Annotated in this window: 14 protein-coding genes; 1 reads left to right on the top strand and 13 read right to left on the bottom strand. The window is 39.1% G+C overall.

Features of this window, described 5'->3' with window-relative positions:
* Positions 1–45: 45 nt before the first annotated feature.
* The 8 genes from BM137_RS00145 to pepF form a co-directional block, all read right to left on the bottom strand.
* Positions 46–1650: an alpha-glucoside-specific PTS transporter subunit IIBC gene (locus BM137_RS00145; protein WP_092478982.1), complete on the bottom strand. Its 1605-nt coding sequence runs from the start codon at positions 1648–1650 to the stop codon at positions 46–48.
* A 154-nt stretch (positions 1651–1804) separates the two neighbouring features.
* Positions 1805–2563 carry a MurR/RpiR family transcriptional regulator gene (locus BM137_RS00140; RefSeq protein WP_092478979.1) on the bottom strand — a complete coding sequence of 253 codons (759 nt, stop codon included), beginning with the start codon at positions 2561–2563 and terminating at the stop codon, positions 1805–1807.
* Positions 2564–2771: 208 nt separating this feature from the next.
* Positions 2772–4316 carry a gluconokinase gene (locus BM137_RS00135; RefSeq protein WP_218147477.1) on the bottom strand — a complete coding sequence of 515 codons (1545 nt, stop codon included), beginning with the start codon at positions 4314–4316 and terminating at the stop codon, positions 2772–2774.
* Positions 4317–4331: 15 nt separating this feature from the next.
* Positions 4332–5228 carry a phosphogluconate dehydrogenase (NAD(+)-dependent, decarboxylating) gene (gnd, locus tag BM137_RS00130; RefSeq protein ID WP_092478977.1) on the bottom strand — a complete coding sequence of 299 codons (897 nt, stop codon included), beginning with the start codon at positions 5226–5228 and terminating at the stop codon, positions 4332–4334.
* Positions 5229–5322: 94 nt separating this feature from the next.
* A complete protein-coding gene (locus tag BM137_RS00125) occupies positions 5323–6651 on the bottom strand; it encodes a 6-phospho-alpha-glucosidase (RefSeq protein WP_092478974.1) in 1329 nt (442 codons plus the stop codon).
* 23 nt (positions 6652–6674) lie between these two features.
* Positions 6675–8276, bottom strand: a complete 1602-nt coding sequence (locus BM137_RS00120) for a PTS transporter subunit EIIC (RefSeq protein WP_092478972.1) — start codon at positions 8274–8276, stop codon at positions 6675–6677.
* 120 nt (positions 8277–8396) lie between these two features.
* Entirely contained in the window at positions 8397–9164 is a 768-nt protein-coding gene (locus tag BM137_RS00115; protein ID WP_092478969.1) for a MurR/RpiR family transcriptional regulator, read from the bottom strand.
* A 16-nt stretch (positions 9165–9180) separates the two neighbouring features.
* Positions 9181–10989, bottom strand: coding sequence for an oligoendopeptidase F (gene pepF / locus BM137_RS00110; protein WP_092478966.1), 1809 nt, complete (start codon positions 10987–10989; stop codon positions 9181–9183).
* A 221-nt stretch (positions 10990–11210) separates the two neighbouring features.
* Between pepF and BM137_RS00105 the strand changes: the two genes are divergently transcribed.
* Positions 11211–12398, top strand: a complete 1188-nt coding sequence (locus BM137_RS00105) for a MalY/PatB family protein (protein ID WP_092478964.1) — start codon at positions 11211–11213, stop codon at positions 12396–12398.
* A 33-nt stretch (positions 12399–12431) separates the two neighbouring features.
* Here the strand turns inward: BM137_RS00105 and BM137_RS00100 are convergent, their stop codons facing one another.
* The 5 genes from BM137_RS00100 to BM137_RS00080 form a co-directional block, all read right to left on the bottom strand.
* The gene (locus BM137_RS00100; protein ID WP_092478962.1) at positions 12432–13097 is read right to left on the bottom strand and encodes a DUF6320 domain-containing protein; all 666 of its coding nucleotides are present in this window, start codon (positions 13095–13097) and stop codon (positions 12432–12434) included.
* Positions 13097–14503: a condensation domain-containing protein gene (locus tag BM137_RS00095; protein ID WP_244887612.1), complete on the bottom strand. Its 1407-nt coding sequence runs from the start codon at positions 14501–14503 to the stop codon at positions 13097–13099. The genes BM137_RS00100 and BM137_RS00095 overlap by 1 nt, the downstream gene beginning before the upstream one ends.
* 27 nt (positions 14504–14530) lie before the next feature.
* Positions 14531–15454 (bottom strand): alpha/beta hydrolase, encoded by a 924-nt coding sequence (locus BM137_RS00090; protein ID WP_092478958.1) that lies wholly within the window; start codon positions 15452–15454, stop codon positions 14531–14533.
* Positions 15455–15653: 199 nt separating this feature from the next.
* On the bottom strand, positions 15654–16076 hold the full coding sequence (locus tag BM137_RS00085) for a YwqH-like family protein (RefSeq protein WP_092478956.1): 423 nt from the start codon (positions 16074–16076) through the stop codon (positions 15654–15656).
* Between the two features lie 27 nt (positions 16077–16103).
* Positions 16104–16541, bottom strand: a complete 438-nt coding sequence (locus tag BM137_RS00080; RefSeq protein ID WP_092478954.1) for a hypothetical protein — start codon at positions 16539–16541, stop codon at positions 16104–16106.
* Positions 16542–16578 lie beyond the last annotated feature (37 nt).

The raw sequence follows: 16578 nt of genomic DNA, 5'->3' as shown, positions 1-16578 counted from the left end.
TCTGGGAATGTTCCCACATAGTTTTAGAATTGTCTTCTTATACATTTATTGATTTAAAAGCAAATTATCCACTTGATCTCTCACTTGAGGTACGTCCAATCCTATGATCACTTGTATAGAGTTGCCATTTTTAACTACTCCATGTGCTCCTACCTCTTTAAAGTCAGCGTCTGGGGCAAGCAACTGAGTATCTTTTACTTTTACTCTTAAACGAGTAGCGCAATTTGTTACACTTTCAATATTCTCTTTTCCACCAAGAGCTTCTAGGTATTGCGCTGCTTGAGGCGTATATTGATTAGCTCCTTTAACAGATTGTATAGCTGATGTTTTTCTTGCTTTGCTATTGGCCATTTTGTCTTTAAACTCTTTTTTGGAGTACATCTTCACTTCAGCATCTAGTTCTCTTCCTGGAGTTTTATAATCGAATTTCAATATAAAATATCTGAAAGAGAAGAAATAAATGGCGCTGAATGTCAGACCTACCCCCAACCAAATTAATATTTGATCCATGTGATTAGTCGACATAGGGATAATAAATTGGGCAATAGAACGTATCAATCCACCACCCATATCACTTGAAAGACCCACCATATAAGCTGTAGAAGATAAGGTTGCAGCCAATACAGAATGCAATAAGAAAAGCGGCGGTGCAATAAATAAAAACGTGAATTCAATCGGTTCTGTTATTCCCGCTAAAACAGCAGTAAGTGTTATAGGAACAATTAAAGCTAATGTTTTTTTCTTCTTATCAGGGTTAGCTGTAGCATAAAAAGCTGCAGCGATACCAAGAGGAGCGAAAATTTTTGAATAATTATGGAATGTGAAACCTGCTTCTGGAAATAATGTTTTCATAGAAGCAGTTGAAGATGCAAAAGTACTTAAGTTTTCTAACCAGTATGCTGTCGTCCCGCCTTCGACAATCGCTGGCCCGTATGCAAACGGTTGGTATATGAAATGATGCAAACCAGTTGGAATCAATAATCTTTCTAAAAAGACGTATAACCAAATTCCAAAAGTGCCTGAAGACGATAAGAAAGTTTGTAATGAACTGATTCCTCCTTGCACCATCGGCCAAATCCAACTCACTAAACCGGCTACAGGAATCATCAAGAAGAAACCAACGATGATGACTAAAGCAGAACCTTGGAAAATCCCTAACCAATCAGGTAATTTTTTTTCAAAGTAGCGGTCATGTATCCAGACTGCTATACCAGCTATAACAATGGCGCCAACAATATTAGTATCTAAAGTTTTGATTCCGGCGATCATGGTCAACCCGCTTTCTCCTCCCACTTCTTGAGAAAAATCCACGTTAAAAGTCAGGCCGAAAAACTCAATCATTCCACTCACAAAAGTGTTAAATGTCAAATAAATAATCAAAGATTCCAAAGCTGCTCGAGCATTGGCTTTTTTTGCAAGACCAATAGGCAAACCGATTACAAATAAAAGTTCCATATGATCAAATACAACCCAAGCTCCGCCCTCTAATATTTCCCAAATTCTCGTCCAAACAGTTCCTTCTGCGGCTAGGTTCCCAATGATAAGCTCATTTGTAGCCAAACTTGAGAGGGCTATCATTATTCCCGCAAAAGCAAACAATAATACAGGGGTAAACATTGCTCCGCCAAATCGCTGTAATTTTTCCATCATGATATTTATCTCCTTTTCTTTTCATCATTACATTTAATTTATACCATCGTAAAAGCGCTTTCTCAATAGAATACAAAAACATAGGGAAGCAATCTCCAACTATGGAAATGTTACCATTGATTGGGAAGCTTCCCTGTTTTACTGATATTATGTTTTATAATAAATTTTCGTATTTTATATATTCCCGATATAGCATATCTAATACTATATTTACTGTTACAAAAGTCTTTTTTGACGTGTTTTCCCGATGTTTATCATAAAACTCCGAACTTTGAAAATATAAGTTATAATCTGTTTTAGAAGCTAGATCATTGTTTTTAAACTCTGTAATAGATAAAATCGGGATCTTTTTCAATGACAATAGTTGTGTGATTTCAGACAATCCAATTCCGTCTCCGCTTTTTGACACGATAATCACCAAATCATTTGAATCCATTTCCGATAGCAACAATTTCAATTCCGTCTTAGATTGAAGCACCATACTATTTTTACCACTCAATATGAAATTTCGGTTCAAATCATTTAGCGCATTTAATTGCGCCCAACCGGTTCCATAACCATATATTCTTTTAGACTGATAAACCTTTTCAACAATTTTTTTTACATCTGTTTGATTAAATAATTTATAAGTAGTCTCAATATCATTTTTTAACTTCTCGATCATATCGTCATTAGTAGCACTGTGTAGTTCAATACTTTGTTTGATACTATATTTGAATTCCACAAATCCGCTAAAACCTAATTTTTGTGTCAGTCTATGAATTGTAGATTTTGAAGTATGACAAACCTCAGCTAGTTTTGTGATACTAATGTCCTGAGTTTCTTTTTTATTCTTCAATATATAAGACACGATTGAAAGCTCATTTTCATTTAGTTCATCATATTTTCTATTAATGACAGCTTCAAGTTCCATTTTTATTCGTTCCTCCTTTTAGTATGAAGATCACAATATTTAAAAAGGCTTAATTAAGTAACAAGTTTTTGAGCTTATGTAATTTTAAAAAGGATAATAATGAACGTCCAATTGCTTTTAGTGTAAGGATATTTTTTAGGCTTAGTCGAATTCTAATTTAATTAAGCTTCTCAAGCATTCAACTGCTGCTCAAGAAGCTTAATCTTTTTTATTTTAAGACCCTATTTTTTGGAGTGATCTTTTGTTGCAGTTGGCTCAATTCATCAAAGTTCCCTGAGAATTGTCTACTCAATTTTCGGTAAAACGGGAATATTTCTTGGTACACAGCACTATTTTGAGGATTTGGATAGTGTCTGTGTTCTGCACCAATCATCTCTTTGATGACATGGATGTCGTCAATCAAGCCTACACTCTTCAGCGCAATCACGCTTGCTCCTAAACATGAACTTTCAAAACTTTCCGGAACATACATTTCTTGTTGGACCACGTCCGTTAATAATTGACGCCACACTTCAGATTGAGAAAAACCTCCAGTTGCAATAATCTTATCTGGTTTTCCGGCTTGCTCCATGATCTCGCACAGAACATCATAAATGTTTAAACAGATTCCTTCCAAGACAGCTCTCAGCATATGCTTGTTCTCATGCATCAAATGCAGCCCGAAGAACGAACCTCTTGCCTCTCCTTGCCACAAAGGAGCCCGTTCGCCGTTTAAATACGGATGGAACAGCAATCCTTCTGAACCAGTAGGAACCGTGTTGATCAATTCCATCATTTTGCTGTACTCTTCTAGTTTTCCAAATGCGCTCTCCGCATGGAAAAATTGTTTTTTTGCCCAGTCCATGACGACACCGCCATTATTAATGGCTCCACCAACGACGTAATGGTTTTCATCTAGTACATAACAAAATGTTCTCTGATCCTCATCCAAATAAGGTTTGTTCGTCACCATCCGCACTGCTGCACTGGTTCCAATTGTAATAGCGACACTTTTTGAATCAACAGCACCTACTCCTAAATTGGATAAACACCCGTCACTTCCGCCTAAAACAAATGGAGTCGTTGGAAGCAAGCCCAACTCTGCGGCAACTTCCATTTTCAGTCCGCTCAACTGCTTTGTCGGACTGTAGGCAATTGGCAATTGATCGATCGTTATACCGGCTTCTTGAAGAGCCAATTCATCCCAATTTAAAGTATGGATGTTGAATAAACCAGTACTTGAAGCTACTGAATAATCGACAGCATATTCCCCGAATAATTGATGGAAAACATACTCTTTTACACCAATGAATTTTTTCGTTTGACGGAACAGTTCTGGTTCTTCTTCTTTGAACCAACTGATTTTACACAAAGGCGACATTGGATGGATCGGTGTTCCGGTACGTTGATAGATTTCTGTCCCGGTGGTAGCTTTTATCCGTTCCGCGCATTGGTGAGCACGATTGTCCGCCCATGTAATGCTTCTTGTCAACGGCTGGTCTTCCTGATCCATCAAAATCAGACTGTGCATAGCACTCGAAAAACTAACCGCTGCAATTTCTTCTGCAAGCGTGTTGGTTTGAGTCACCACTGTTTTGATGGTTTTTACTACGGCTTGATAGATATCCGTTAATTCTTGTTCAGCAAATGCTGGTTTTTCTTTGATCAAAGGATAGTAATCGTAAGCTGAACTCATAACGGTCCCATCTATTTGAAAAAGAACCGCTTTTGTACTCGTTGTCCCAATATCTACCCCAATAACATATTGACTCACTGCTACACTTCCTTCTTACTTTTTGATTACCCCATGTCCGCCAAATTCATTTCGTAGTGCTGAAACAACTTTTCCAGCATATGTATCTTCTTGTAAAGAACGGTATCTCATCATCAAAGACATCGAAATAACAGGCGTCGGAACTTTTAATTCTAAACCGGTTTCAACAGTCCATTGACCTTCTCCTGAAGATTGCATCATCCCGGTCATTTCATCTAAATGCCCATCTTTTTGGAAAGCTTGTTCAGCTAATTCCATTAACCAGCTACGGATCACAGAACCGTTGTTCCATACTTTTGCAACCTCAGCATTATCATAATCGAAACCGCTTTTTTCAACGAGTTCAAATCCCTCGCCCATTGCTTGCATCATACCATATTCTACACCATTATGGACCATTTTTAAAAAGTGTCCGCTGCCTGATTTACCAGTATATAAGTACCCGTCTTGGACACAAATTTCTTCTATGACAGGCTCGATGTAACGAAACGCTTCTTCGTTTCCGCCAATCATCATACAAGCACCTTCTCTAGCTCCGCTTGTTCCGCCAGACGTGCCTAAATCCATGAAATAAAGACCTTTTTCTGCTGCGAGCTCTGCATGATGGATAGAATCTTTGTAGTTAGAGTTGCCGCCATCAATCATGATATCTCCTTCATCTAGCAATCCTAATAACTCATGCAATAATGTTTCTAACGGCTCTCCTGCCGGGACCATCATCCAAATGACTCTTCGTTCAGTAAAACCAGAGACCAATCCTTCAACACTTTCTGCTACTTCAATTCCAGCACCAAGAGCTGCCTCTCTTGCTGGTTCCATAACGTCGTACCCTGTAACTTTATGACCTTTATCCAACAAATTTAATGCTAATTGATGACCCATTTTACCTAATCCGATTAAACCAATTTCCATTCTGCTGTTCACTCCTAAAGGTTTTCTTTTTTATTTTAAACAAAAAGAGCGAGAAAAGGAACTAAACTTTTCTCGCCGCTTTCATTATTTTTGCTTAGCTTAATTCTGGCCAGTATCCTTTGTTGGCTTCAATCAAATCATCTAACAAGTTCTTAGCCACTTCGGCATTTGGAACAATCTTAGATAGACTCAATGCTTGCCATAATTTTTGGTAGCTTCCTTCGATATACGCTTCAACAACCATTTTTTCTGCTGTAACTTGTTGCAGCATCAACGCTCTTTCAAAGTTAGGGATTTTTCCTTGAGCTAACGGTTCTGGACCATCACTACCCACGATACAAGGTACTTCTACCATTGCATCGTCATCAAAGTTGGCAATAGCTCCGTTATTTTCAACGATCAGCAACATACGTTCATGTGTGTTGAACGCAATCGCACGAGCTAGGTCAACAATAAATGATGCATGACTGTCGATGTGGAAGCCGCTGCTTTCAGCTGTTCCTTTTTCAATAATGCCTCTAGCTGCTGTAAAGACTTCTTTTTCACGACCAGCCATAACTTCATTGGCACGAGTAAATTCAGGATTGGACTGAGATACTTCGTAATCTGGGTAGAAGTAGTATTTCAAATACGTATTTGGTAAGAAACGCGGTTCGATTGCTAATAGATCTTTGGCTTTTTTATGCGTTGCTTGCCAGCTCTCGTCCATATGTTGCGTATCTACTTCTACTTGTGTTAAATAGCCGTTTTCAGCAACGTACTCTTTGATTTCATCTAAATACTCGTGTCCAGTTTCTTTGTCTTTTACGCTTGTCCACCAACCAAAGTGGTTCAACCCAAAGTAGCGAACTTCTAATTCATCTGGAGTTTTTCCTACGATTTGAGACATTCTTCTTAATGTTCCTACAGGCATATCGCAAATGTTCAAGACTTTTGAATTCGGACGCATCACGCGGCACGCTTCTGCTACAATAGCTGCTGGATTTGAGTAGTTCAACATCCAAGCATCCGGTGAGTATTTTTCCATGTAATCGATGATCTCCATCATTCCTGTAATGCTGCGCATTCCATAGGCAATTCCACCTGGTCCGCAAGTTTCTTGACCAACGACTCCATATTTCAAAGGAATTTTTTCATCTTGTTCACGCATAGCGTATTTTCCAACACGAATGTGCGCCATTACGAAATCTACATCTGTAAAAGCAGCTTCTGGATCTGTTGTATGTGAAAACTTCACTTCTGGAGCTTGTTCTTTCAAGAGAATTTCTAATGCATCTCCTAAAATCCCTTGTCTCTCTCCATCATTATCGTAGAGTTTCAATTCTCTAATCGGGAAACGGTCCATATTGTCTAATAACATCATTACGATTCCTGGAGTAAAAGTACTTCCTCCACCGGCAATAACAATTGAAAACTTCTTCATTTAAAAAACTCCTTCTGTTTGTTTTATTCTTCTTCAGCAATACCTAGATACTTGTCTACTGCTTTTCGAACACTTTCTACTTGCAATCCGTATACTACATGAACATTTTGCCCTTTGACGATGATTCCATTAGCACCTGTTTCATTTTTCAAAACAGACTCATCAACTTTATCAGGTTCTTCTAAAACTAATCTTAATCGTGTATAGCAGTTCGTAACTGATTGGATATTATCCGCTCCGCCTAACGCTCCGACGATCGTGCTGGCTAAGCCAGTATCTTTTGTTCCTGTTTGTGTTGCAACATCTTTTGATCCTTTGCTCTCTTTGTAATCTTGTTTTGAATACAATTTTGTTTCTTGACCATCATCTTCACGTCCAATGGTTTTCAAATTCAATTTGGTGATCAATAGACGGAACGTAAAGTAGTAAATCGCAAAGAACATTAATCCGACAACAATATACATGATCCAGTTGGTTTTTTCTTGACCAAGAGGAATGTTGTATAAAATAAAGTCAATAAAACCATTTGGTCCGATTGCTCGAACGTTGAATAAGTTTAAGACGACCATACTCAATCCGCTCAATACTGAATGCACAACGAACAAAATCGGCGCAATGAACATGAACGAAAATTCAATCGGTTCTGTAACTCCGGCGATAAAAGATGTTACCGCTGCTGGAATCAAGATAGCTTTCGCTTGTTGTTTTTTCTCTGGACTTGCTGTTTGGTACATAGCCAAACATGCACCGATCAAACCGAACATTTTAGAGATTCCACGTGCATCCCAGATAACACTTGGAGAAAGAACAGATACATTCGGATCCGCTATTTCAGCAAAGTAAATGTTTCGAGCTCCTTCAAAAATTTGACCTCCAACTTCTTGAACGCCTCCTAATGAAGAGTATAAGAACGGTGTGTACACTAAATGGTGTAATCCAGTAGGAATCAATAATCTTTCCAGCATACCGTATAAGAATAATCCGAAATTGCCGCTTTGATTGATCAAGACTCCCAAGTTGTTGATACCTGTTTGGAAAAATGGCCAAATATAAGTAAAGGCGATGGCTAATAACACAACGACTGGGATCAGTACGATAAATACAAAACGTGATCCGCCGTAAATTTGAAATGCATTGTTAAATTCCTTTTCTACATATTTATTGTGTACCATTGCTGTAACGACACCCAACAAGATTCCCAAGAATACACCCATATCTAAGACTTGAACGCCTAGAACAGATGCTTGTCCCGTTCCTTGCAAAGATTCTGCTTCAATCAATAATCCAGATAATTCCATAAATTTATTCATTGCATTGATAAATACTAAATAACCTAAGACAGCTGTAAACCCTGCTTCAGCTTTCTTTTTCTTCGCTAAACCAACCGTTAACCCAACACAGAAAATCAATCCCAAGTTGCTTAAAATGGAAACTAATGATCCAGATAAAATAGTGCCAAAACCTGTAGTGATTGGATTATCCATAAAGGGAACGGTTTCAATTAACCGCTGATTGGTGAACACGTTTCCTAAAGCAATCAAGATCCCTGCGATCGGTAATATCAATACAGGAATAAACATAGCTTTGGAAAAACGCTGCAGCCCATCCATCATTTTTTCTTTCATGTCTTTTCTTCCTCCTTGTCTCTTTCCTTGCTGTCCTTATCTTATGATGAAACCCCTTTCTTGTACAGGCAAAACGACCACAAAAAAACGTGTTTCCTAAAACAGAAACACGTTTCGCTTTTATTTGTCTTGCACGGTGTTTTTTTCATCTAAATAAGCTTTAAACAAGTATTCAAACATCATTAGTAAACTAGGGAAAAATGTATTAGGCAGCATGTTTCGATCATCCAGTTCATTTCGGTCATAAATTTTGAAATGGATATCAGACAATTCTGCTACTCGATTAGGTTCATTTTTCGTAAAGGAGACTGTGCAGATGCCTTGTTCCTTAGCAGATGTTAACTTGTCGATGACTTGCTGAGTCTCTCCTGATTTGGAAATGACTACAAAAGCACCAATGTCTTCCAAGTTATTTTCAAATACCCCTATTGAATCCGTCCCGGAAGCAAAGATCGTTTTCTTGCCCAATACCAATAATTTCTTATACAAATACTCTCCTGCGATCGCAGAAAAACCTGTTGCATAAATAAAAATGTATTGTTGTTTAAGATTTAAGACTTGCTGAATAAAACGGTCTACACTTTCTCTCGAGTTGTATTGAAAAATATCATCCAATTCGAATTTGAAAATGTCTTCGGGACTTTTTTCTGATGGCTGCTGTGTATGAGACACTTTAGGCAGCAAATGATAATACATATCTACAAAGCCTGTGTAACCCAATTTTTTCGACAGCCGAATAATAGATGCCGGGGAAGTAAAGTTCACCCGTGCAATTTCTCTGACACCCATTTGCAAAACCGTATCCATATTATCGATCACATAATGCAGTATCTTCTCGTCTAACTCAGTAAGCTGCTTTCCTGCAACCAACTTGTTTAAGTCAATCACCTGTCATCCTCCGAACTTAATTCATTTCATTTGTCAACGCGATGATCCGATCGACACTTTCATTTAAATAGCGGATCGTGTCATCCAACGCTTTTGTAGTAGTAATATCTACTCCTGCTACTTTAGTTGCCTCGGCTGGTTTCAATTGACCGCCTAAAGCTAAGAATTTCAACCAATCGTCTACTGCGGATTGGCCTTCTTCTTTTACTCGCAAGAATGCTTGAGTAGCAATCGTCAAACCGGCAGAATAAGTATACGAGTACAGTCCCATATAATAATGGATTTGACGCATCCATGTCAACTCGGCACCGTCATTAATTTCTACTGCTTCGCCCCAGAACTCTTCTAAAACGGCACGTTTCAATTCGCTTAATTTGCCAGCATCAAATCCTTGTCCAGCATCTATCAGCTTATAGACTTCTCGTTGATAAGCTGCCTCCAATAAATGAGTGATGTAATTGTGGAAATACGTTTTAGAAATCATTCGAGTCAATGCGAAACGTTCCATTCTTGGGTCTGTGCTGCTTTCTTTTAATGAGTCCGTCAACAACAATTCATTGAAAGTCGATGGAGCTTCAATCATGTACAACGACATCCGAGCCGATAAAATAGAGTTGTTCGCGCCTGACAACACGCCTTGACCGGCATGCCCAAGTTCATGAAGCAGCGTATACACATCCGTCAGTTGATCAGTCCAAGACATCAAGATATAAGGATGCTTACCATAGACTGTTGCGCAAAAGGCACCTGAACGTTTCCCTTTATTTTGAGCAAAATCGACCCAGCGTTCTGGATAAGCTCTCATGATCATATCTACATAATCCATTCCTAAAGTCGAAAGAGCCTTTTGTACAAGATCTTTTGATTCTTCAACGGAAACGGTAGGCGCAAATTCATGATCTAAATCGATCTTGATATCTGCATACGTCATTTTATCCAATCCATTTTCCTCTTTGACATGAGTGATGTATTTCTGCATCACGGGTGCTAAGTCTTTCATGATCACATCTATTTGACGATCATACATTTCACGTTCGACTTGTTGATTGTATAATAAGTAGTCAAAAATCGAGTCAAACCCGCGCATTGTCGCTATCGTTTTTTCTTTTTGCAATTGAGTGTAGTACGTTTCAGCCATCACGTTTTGGTATTGTCCCAATACTGTGGAGAATTTGTCAAATGCAGCCCGGCGAACAGCCGTATCCGGATGGTACATGTAATATTCTTCATACAATACGAAACTAAGCGGATATTCTTTTCCCTCTGCCGTAAATGTTCCGAAATCCATATCTGAAGAGCGGATCTGCTCGAAGATCGATTGCGGAGCACTTAAAACAGGATCTAGCTGCGCTAAAGCTTTTTCAACGGCTGAATCTAAGTGGATTGCTTTTTCATCTTTGATTTTTTGAATGAAAACAGCATAATCAGGTTCCTCATTTGCTACTTGGTCCAATAACTCCGCTTCACTTTCGACCAATTCAGAATGGAAGAAGCTCAATGTCCCGCTCCATTCAGCGATCAAGTTTCCGATCCATCGGTACAATTCCATATTCTTAGGATCGGAGATATCCGCAGAAACAGGTAAGTAAGCGTAATAATTCAACCACATCTCTACTTGTAAAATGGCTTCATACTCTTTGATTGCTTCTTTAATGGTTTCTGCGGTTGATAGTTTCCCCTCAAACTTCTCCGCAAATTTTTCTACAGCTGCTTTTATCTCTTCCACTGCTGCATCAAATTCAGCCCGTGAACTGTAAATCGCAGATACATCCCACGTTAAAGCTTCTGGTACTAAAGATCGTTCTTGTAATCCCTTTTCAGTCATCCAATCTCTCCCTGTTCAATAAAATAAGTTTGCTTTCACTAATCTTTCATTCTATTTTAACATTTACCGGAAAACTTGTCTCCTTTCTATCGAAAAAATAAGCTGTCTTTCTTCATTTTCTTATACGATTGAGAGAGCCGGGTTTCTATTCTTAGGAATTTAGTTTGTATGTTAGAATGAGCATGAAGAAGATAAATTGGAGTTTTAGGAGGGTATTGTTAATGACGTATGATTTTACAACACCGATCAATCGAAAACAAACTGGTTCTGCAAAATGGATCCAGATGAACCATTGGAATCCTTCTCTGGATGACACGATCTATCCATTATCTGTTGCGGATGTCGACATGAAGTTGGCTCCGGAAATCATTCAAGGGCTAAAAAATTATCTCGATACTGCTGTTTTAGGGTACGATCTGCCTACCGAAGAATATTATAGCGCTGTGATCAACTGGATGAAAAAACAGCACGGATGGTCCATCAAAAAAGACTGGATCATCACTATTCCTGGGGTCGTGACTTCTTTTTATTCTGCTATTAGAGCTTATACAGCTCCTCAAGATGGTGTATTAGTCTTATCACCTGTATACTACCCTTTTTATTCTTCCATCGAAAAAACAAAACGTACGATCGTTAAAAGTTCATTGATTCAAAAAGGAACTCGTTATGAAATTGATTTTTCTGACTTGGAAGAAAAAGCGAAAGATCCTAAAAATAAGTTGCTGTTGTTTTCCAATCCGCACAATCCTGTAGGCAGAGTATGGACAACAGAAGAATTAGCAAAAGTAATAGAAATCTGTAAAGCGAACGATGTGATCATCTTAGCTGATGAAATTCATCATGACTTAGCTATGCCTGGACACACTTTTGTTCCTATGGCGACGGTCACAAAAGAAGCAGCTTCTATCTGTATTACTGCAACAGCTGTCAGCAAATCCTTTAATCTCGCAGGATTGAAAAATTCTAACATCATCATTTCAGATGAGCAGTTAAGAAAACAATTCTTGGAAGATATGGAAATGGTCGGTCTCGACAGCGGCACCAATGTCATCGGATTGAAAGCCACTGAACTAGCCTATACTGTAGGCGAGCCGTGGTTGATTGAGTTCAAAGAATTGATTTGGACGAATCATCAAAAATTAAAAGCCTTTTTACATCAAGAATTACCTGAAGTAACTGTCTTTGATTTAGAAGGCACCTTTTTACAATGGCTGGATTTTAATGCTTTCGGCCTTTCTGCAGCAGAATTGGAGCGCATCATGCATGAAGAAGCTCTGGTCTTTGGAGATGAGGGTTACATTTTTGGGTCGGAAGGCAATGGGTTCGAACGATTAAACCTTGCAGTCCCTACCAAAGTCTTGATGGAAGCCTTGCAACGCTTGGTTGACACCATGAAAAAATACCGCTGACAGTCGTCAGCGGTATTTTTTTGCAGTCGGCTTTTAAATTTGCGCGCGTTTTTGCAATTCTGTTAAGATATCTTTTCCGTGTCTCCATATAATCCAAGCAAACATCAACATACTCATCAATAGAGACAGTTGTGCGGGAAAAGCCCATGTAGTCCAATTGAAAAACAAGAAAGTTGCCGGCAGAAATCCGAGCAGCGTAGCCGTTAAAAGATACAAGATATAGTCCCCGACTTTTAAGTGAACAATCCTGACCGCTATGAACATCGCTATGATAGCACTGATACAAATGATCGGGATTGCATACGTTGTTGACCACGCACTCCAACCTGCCATGTAATCTAAATACACACACAAGAGAGACGTGGAAACGATCAAGTAAACAATTCCTTTAGCAATATTTCGCCGTTTGCGAATGATGATCAATGCAACGAGCCACAGACTCATGATGCCAAACAAAGAAATTCGAAGCGGACCTAACGGACTAGGAAAGAACAGCCCCAGTGTGAATACCACTAGAATAATCAGTAATGACAGCAGCATCAATCGTTGAATGACTTTCTTCTTATCAAATCGTAAAGGGATGTCCGGATAAGGACTCATAGAATCCACTTTGCTGTCTGCTTCCAGTTCTTGATGGCATAAAGGACATCGATCCCAATCTCCTTTGACGCTCACTTGACAATGCGTACAACGCTTCATCAAAAGTCCCCCCTTAATTCATCCGCTTGTGTTTTATTTGCAGCCAGCGTTACTTCTACCCCGGCAGAGGTCAGTTCTCTGACAAATTGCTGTTGGATATCCGTATCAATGAATGGGGAAGTAAATGAAATGGTCAACTGATCCCCATGGCTAATAACCGAAAACTGAGGTCTGACAGCAGAGGTATGAAAATAAAGTCTGTTGACATATCCATCAATCGATTGAGGAAATGCCACTCTGCCTAAGTTGGACATCGCTACAGTCAAGTTTCGGTTATTGGAGTAATTGATGATCTTTAATACCCCATCTTTTATTGGTCGCGGTATCAAGCGGTTTATTGGATTGTATTCATACGAAATCAACCGACTCAGCCTTCTCTCTAAGCTTTCCTTGCTTAACTGCTGACTCATTTGCTTGGCCAATGATGCACAGATCTCTTTTAGTTGGGGATCACGTTCTTGGGTGTACGTGTACTCTAATTTTACGGTACTAAAAAAGTTGCGGGCTGAATTGGATGGGTAAAATTGCCGCAGATTGACCGGCACAGAAATAGCTATAGTGTCTCTTATCTGAAAATCCGACTTGGATTTTCGAATGGATTCAAAAAATAGGGCAATCAAGTAAATGGTCAAGGTAGCTTCTTCTTGATGAGCTAAATGCAATATTTTTTTTACCGGCATTTCCAGTTCGATCACCTTTGTCCGGTTATCTGCTGTTTTTTCTCCTTTGATACGGTAAACTCGTCGTTTTTTTGTAGGGACAGTTCGATCTGTCAGTAAAGCACGACCGAATTTTTTCCCATATTTGAAAGCTGCTCTTTTGCTGGTCCTGGCAAAATTGCGCAGCGCAGACTGCGCAGACTCCGTAAAGGATTGTTGTCCATTGTGACGGAAGTACGTTACGAAACTGTCTTCCAAATGACGAACTTTAGCTTCTATTTGCTCTTTCTTTATTTCATCCAGCGATTCAGGATAGCGCAATAAAATGTATTCTTTGATCAAGTCTTCAAAAAACCATAAAGCCCCTGTTCCATCGCTCAATACATGAAAAACTTCTAGATGGACACGGTCTTCATTGTAGATTACCCGAAACAACAACTCTTTTTGGTCAAAGTGATACAATTGCGAACATGGTGCTAAAACTTCCGGTGCCACTTTGGGAATGATTTCTGTATGCTGCAAATAATACCAAAAAATCCCTCTTCGCAACACACTGTGGTACAACTTATACTGCGCATAGGTCTGCTCTAAGGCTTTCTGCAAACTGATTGGATCTATTTTATCCTGCATTTCCGCACTCAAACGGAATACTTTGGTATCGGTCGTCGACATCGCAGCCAAAAAAATATTCGATGCATTATCTAAGCGTACCCATTCTTTTTGTTTCGGTTGTTCCTTTTGTTTCACCTGTTTCACCCCCATTAAGCGGTATTCCTATTCTCTATCCAAAAATGCATTGATCACTTCATAAGCTTCCACTACCGGTTCAACAAATGTAGGATACGTGATGAACCCGTGGACCGTTTCTTTGATCCGATGGATAACCACATGATTCCCTGCGCTTTGAAGCTTCTCACCATAGGCTTCCCCTTCATCTCGTAAAGGGTCAAACTCAGCCGTAATGATCAATGTATCCGGCTGACGGCTTAAATCAAATGCCATCAAAGGAGAGATATATGCACTTTGTCTGATTTCCAAATCAGGTGAATAGAGTTCCATATATTCTTGCATTTTTTTAGCAGTTAATCCATAATCATACCCATTTGTTCGTATAGACTCGAAAGGCGAATTTTCTGTATGATCCCAATAAGTGACGGGATACAATAAAATCTGTTTGGCAGGTACGATTTTTCCTTCATCACGCAATTTCAAAGAAACTGCCGCAATGAGATTGGCACCAGCTGAATCTCCTATCAACGTTAATTTGGAAGCATCCGCTAACCGTGTTAATTCCAAATGGTTCAATAAGACATCTATGACTTGGTAACAATCTTCCAACCCTGCTGGGTAAGGATGTTCCGGAGCCAGACGATAATTGACTGAGTAAACTACCCTGCCAGTCAATTCAGCCATATTGATGCAAGTGGTCGTGTAGGTATCAATATTCCCCGTTACCCAACCTCCGCCATGAACAAAAACCAGTACATCTTCATGACGCTTTTCTTTCGGATGAAAAACTCTTACTGGTATGTCATGCGAGTGATTTTTAGAATAAATTTTGTGATCCAAAATAATGTATCCTTTTTTCGGTCCTTTTGAAAAAAGCTGCTGCATCTTGCGGACAAACTGATAATCTTCTTGCATATTGATTTTTGGAGAAGACATCAATTTGAGAACAAATTTAAAAAATGGATTCATGAGTGTGCTCCTTCTACAGCATCATACTTTTGGATGACTGTTCTGTTACCTGTTGGTTTTCTTTTATTTTACTAGAGATGGCTCTATTTTGAAACAAGCAGCTTAACTATTGCAGAAGAATGCAAAAATAAACATCAGCTCTTCCATAGACGAAACTTCGTCCATGGAAGAGCTGATGTGCAGTGCAGCTGACAATTAGTTAATTCATTAAGTTTTCTACTTCATTCCATAGAGAGTTGATCCCGGCTTCCAGTGTTCCGATAATGCCTTCAGTACGTGAAATTTTATTTTCAAATCTCGTCTTGGCATCATTCAAAGCGTCCATATTTTCGTCGATTGCATGAATCGTAGCTCGAAAACTTCCATTTAAGATATCCTCTTCTACTTTTGGCGCGTATCCATTGGAATAAAGATCTCCAGTCCAATTATCGTATGTTTGATCGGCCAACGTTTGAACAGCTCTTTTTTCATCAACCAATTGTTCTTTTTCGCTTTTCATTGCCTGATAGATTCGATCAATCTCAGTGATTTTTTGATTGTATTCTTCGATCCTTTGACGATCGTCCTCTATGGTCGCTTGATACTGTTGAATTCTTCCTTTAAGATCCTCTAAGAGACCCATACCAAATTCCCCCTCCTTACCTTAGGACTAAACTAATCTCTGTAATTGCGATAGAGACAATTGAATCGTGTTTTCATCCCCTGCTTTCAGTAAACCTGCTTCTTTTCCTTGAGGGACACTGATCAATAGTGGCATGGAAGTTTCAGCAGGTAGTTCTCCAAAGTCTTCTTCAGTAATAGAAATCATCGTTTTTTCCCATATTGTTTGTCCGTCGACTTTTAAATCAAATACAAACGAGAAATCAAAAATGTCTTCTCCTGTTCGATTTGTTGCCATGAACAACGCTTGTGCAGGCTCCGTTTCTGTCATGTAGCCTGTATAAGTTAGATTAAAAACTCCTTTGGTGCCTAAATCAGGAAAAGTTTTTAAATACTGGTCTGCGAGCGCCACGATATTGTTGTTGCTAGGATTCTGACCCGCTGAGCTTTTGGGCACTATTAGTCGGACGGATAGATTTTCTGCCATACTCTCACTCCCTTTCATAAACGATTTTTGATAATCT

Origin of the sequence: Desemzia incerta, from assembly GCF_900115825.1 — a bacterium.
GTDB lineage: Bacteria > Bacillota > Bacilli > Lactobacillales > Carnobacteriaceae > Desemzia > Desemzia incerta.
This window is presented reverse-complemented; position numbering and strand designations above follow the sequence as displayed.

What these genes read in the sequence shown, in the direction of transcription:
- BM137_RS00145 (WP_092478982.1), bottom strand. Translation starts at nt 1,650, where the DNA reads ATGATGGAAAAATTACAGCGATTTGGCGGAGCAATGTTTACCCCTGTA.
- BM137_RS00140 (WP_092478979.1), bottom strand. Translation starts at nt 2,563, where the DNA reads ATGGAACTTGAAGCTGTCATTAATAGAAAATATGATGAACTAAATGAA.
- gnd (WP_092478977.1), bottom strand. Translation starts at nt 5,228, where the DNA reads ATGGAAATTGGTTTAATCGGATTAGGTAAAATGGGTCATCAATTAGCA.
- BM137_RS00125 (WP_092478974.1), bottom strand. Translation starts at nt 6,651, where the DNA reads ATGAAGAAGTTTTCAATTGTTATTGCCGGTGGAGGAAGTACTTTTACT.
- BM137_RS00120 (WP_092478972.1), bottom strand. Translation starts at nt 8,276, where the DNA reads ATGAAAGAAAAAATGATGGATGGGCTGCAGCGTTTTTCCAAAGCTATG.
- pepF (WP_092478966.1), bottom strand. Translation starts at nt 10,989, where the DNA reads ATGACTGAAAAGGGATTACAAGAACGATCTTTAGTACCAGAAGCTTTA.
- BM137_RS00105 (WP_092478964.1), top strand. Translation starts at nt 11,211, where the DNA reads ATGACGTATGATTTTACAACACCGATCAATCGAAAACAAACTGGTTCT.
- BM137_RS00100 (WP_092478962.1), bottom strand. Translation starts at nt 13,097, where the DNA reads ATGAAGCGTTGTACGCATTGTCAAGTGAGCGTCAAAGGAGATTGGGAT.
- BM137_RS00090 (WP_092478958.1), bottom strand. Translation starts at nt 15,454, where the DNA reads ATGAATCCATTTTTTAAATTTGTTCTCAAATTGATGTCTTCTCCAAAA.
- BM137_RS00085 (WP_092478956.1), bottom strand. Translation starts at nt 16,076, where the DNA reads ATGGGTCTCTTAGAGGATCTTAAAGGAAGAATTCAACAGTATCAAGCG.
- BM137_RS00080 (WP_092478954.1), bottom strand. Translation starts at nt 16,541, where the DNA reads ATGGCAGAAAATCTATCCGTCCGACTAATAGTGCCCAAAAGCTCAGCG.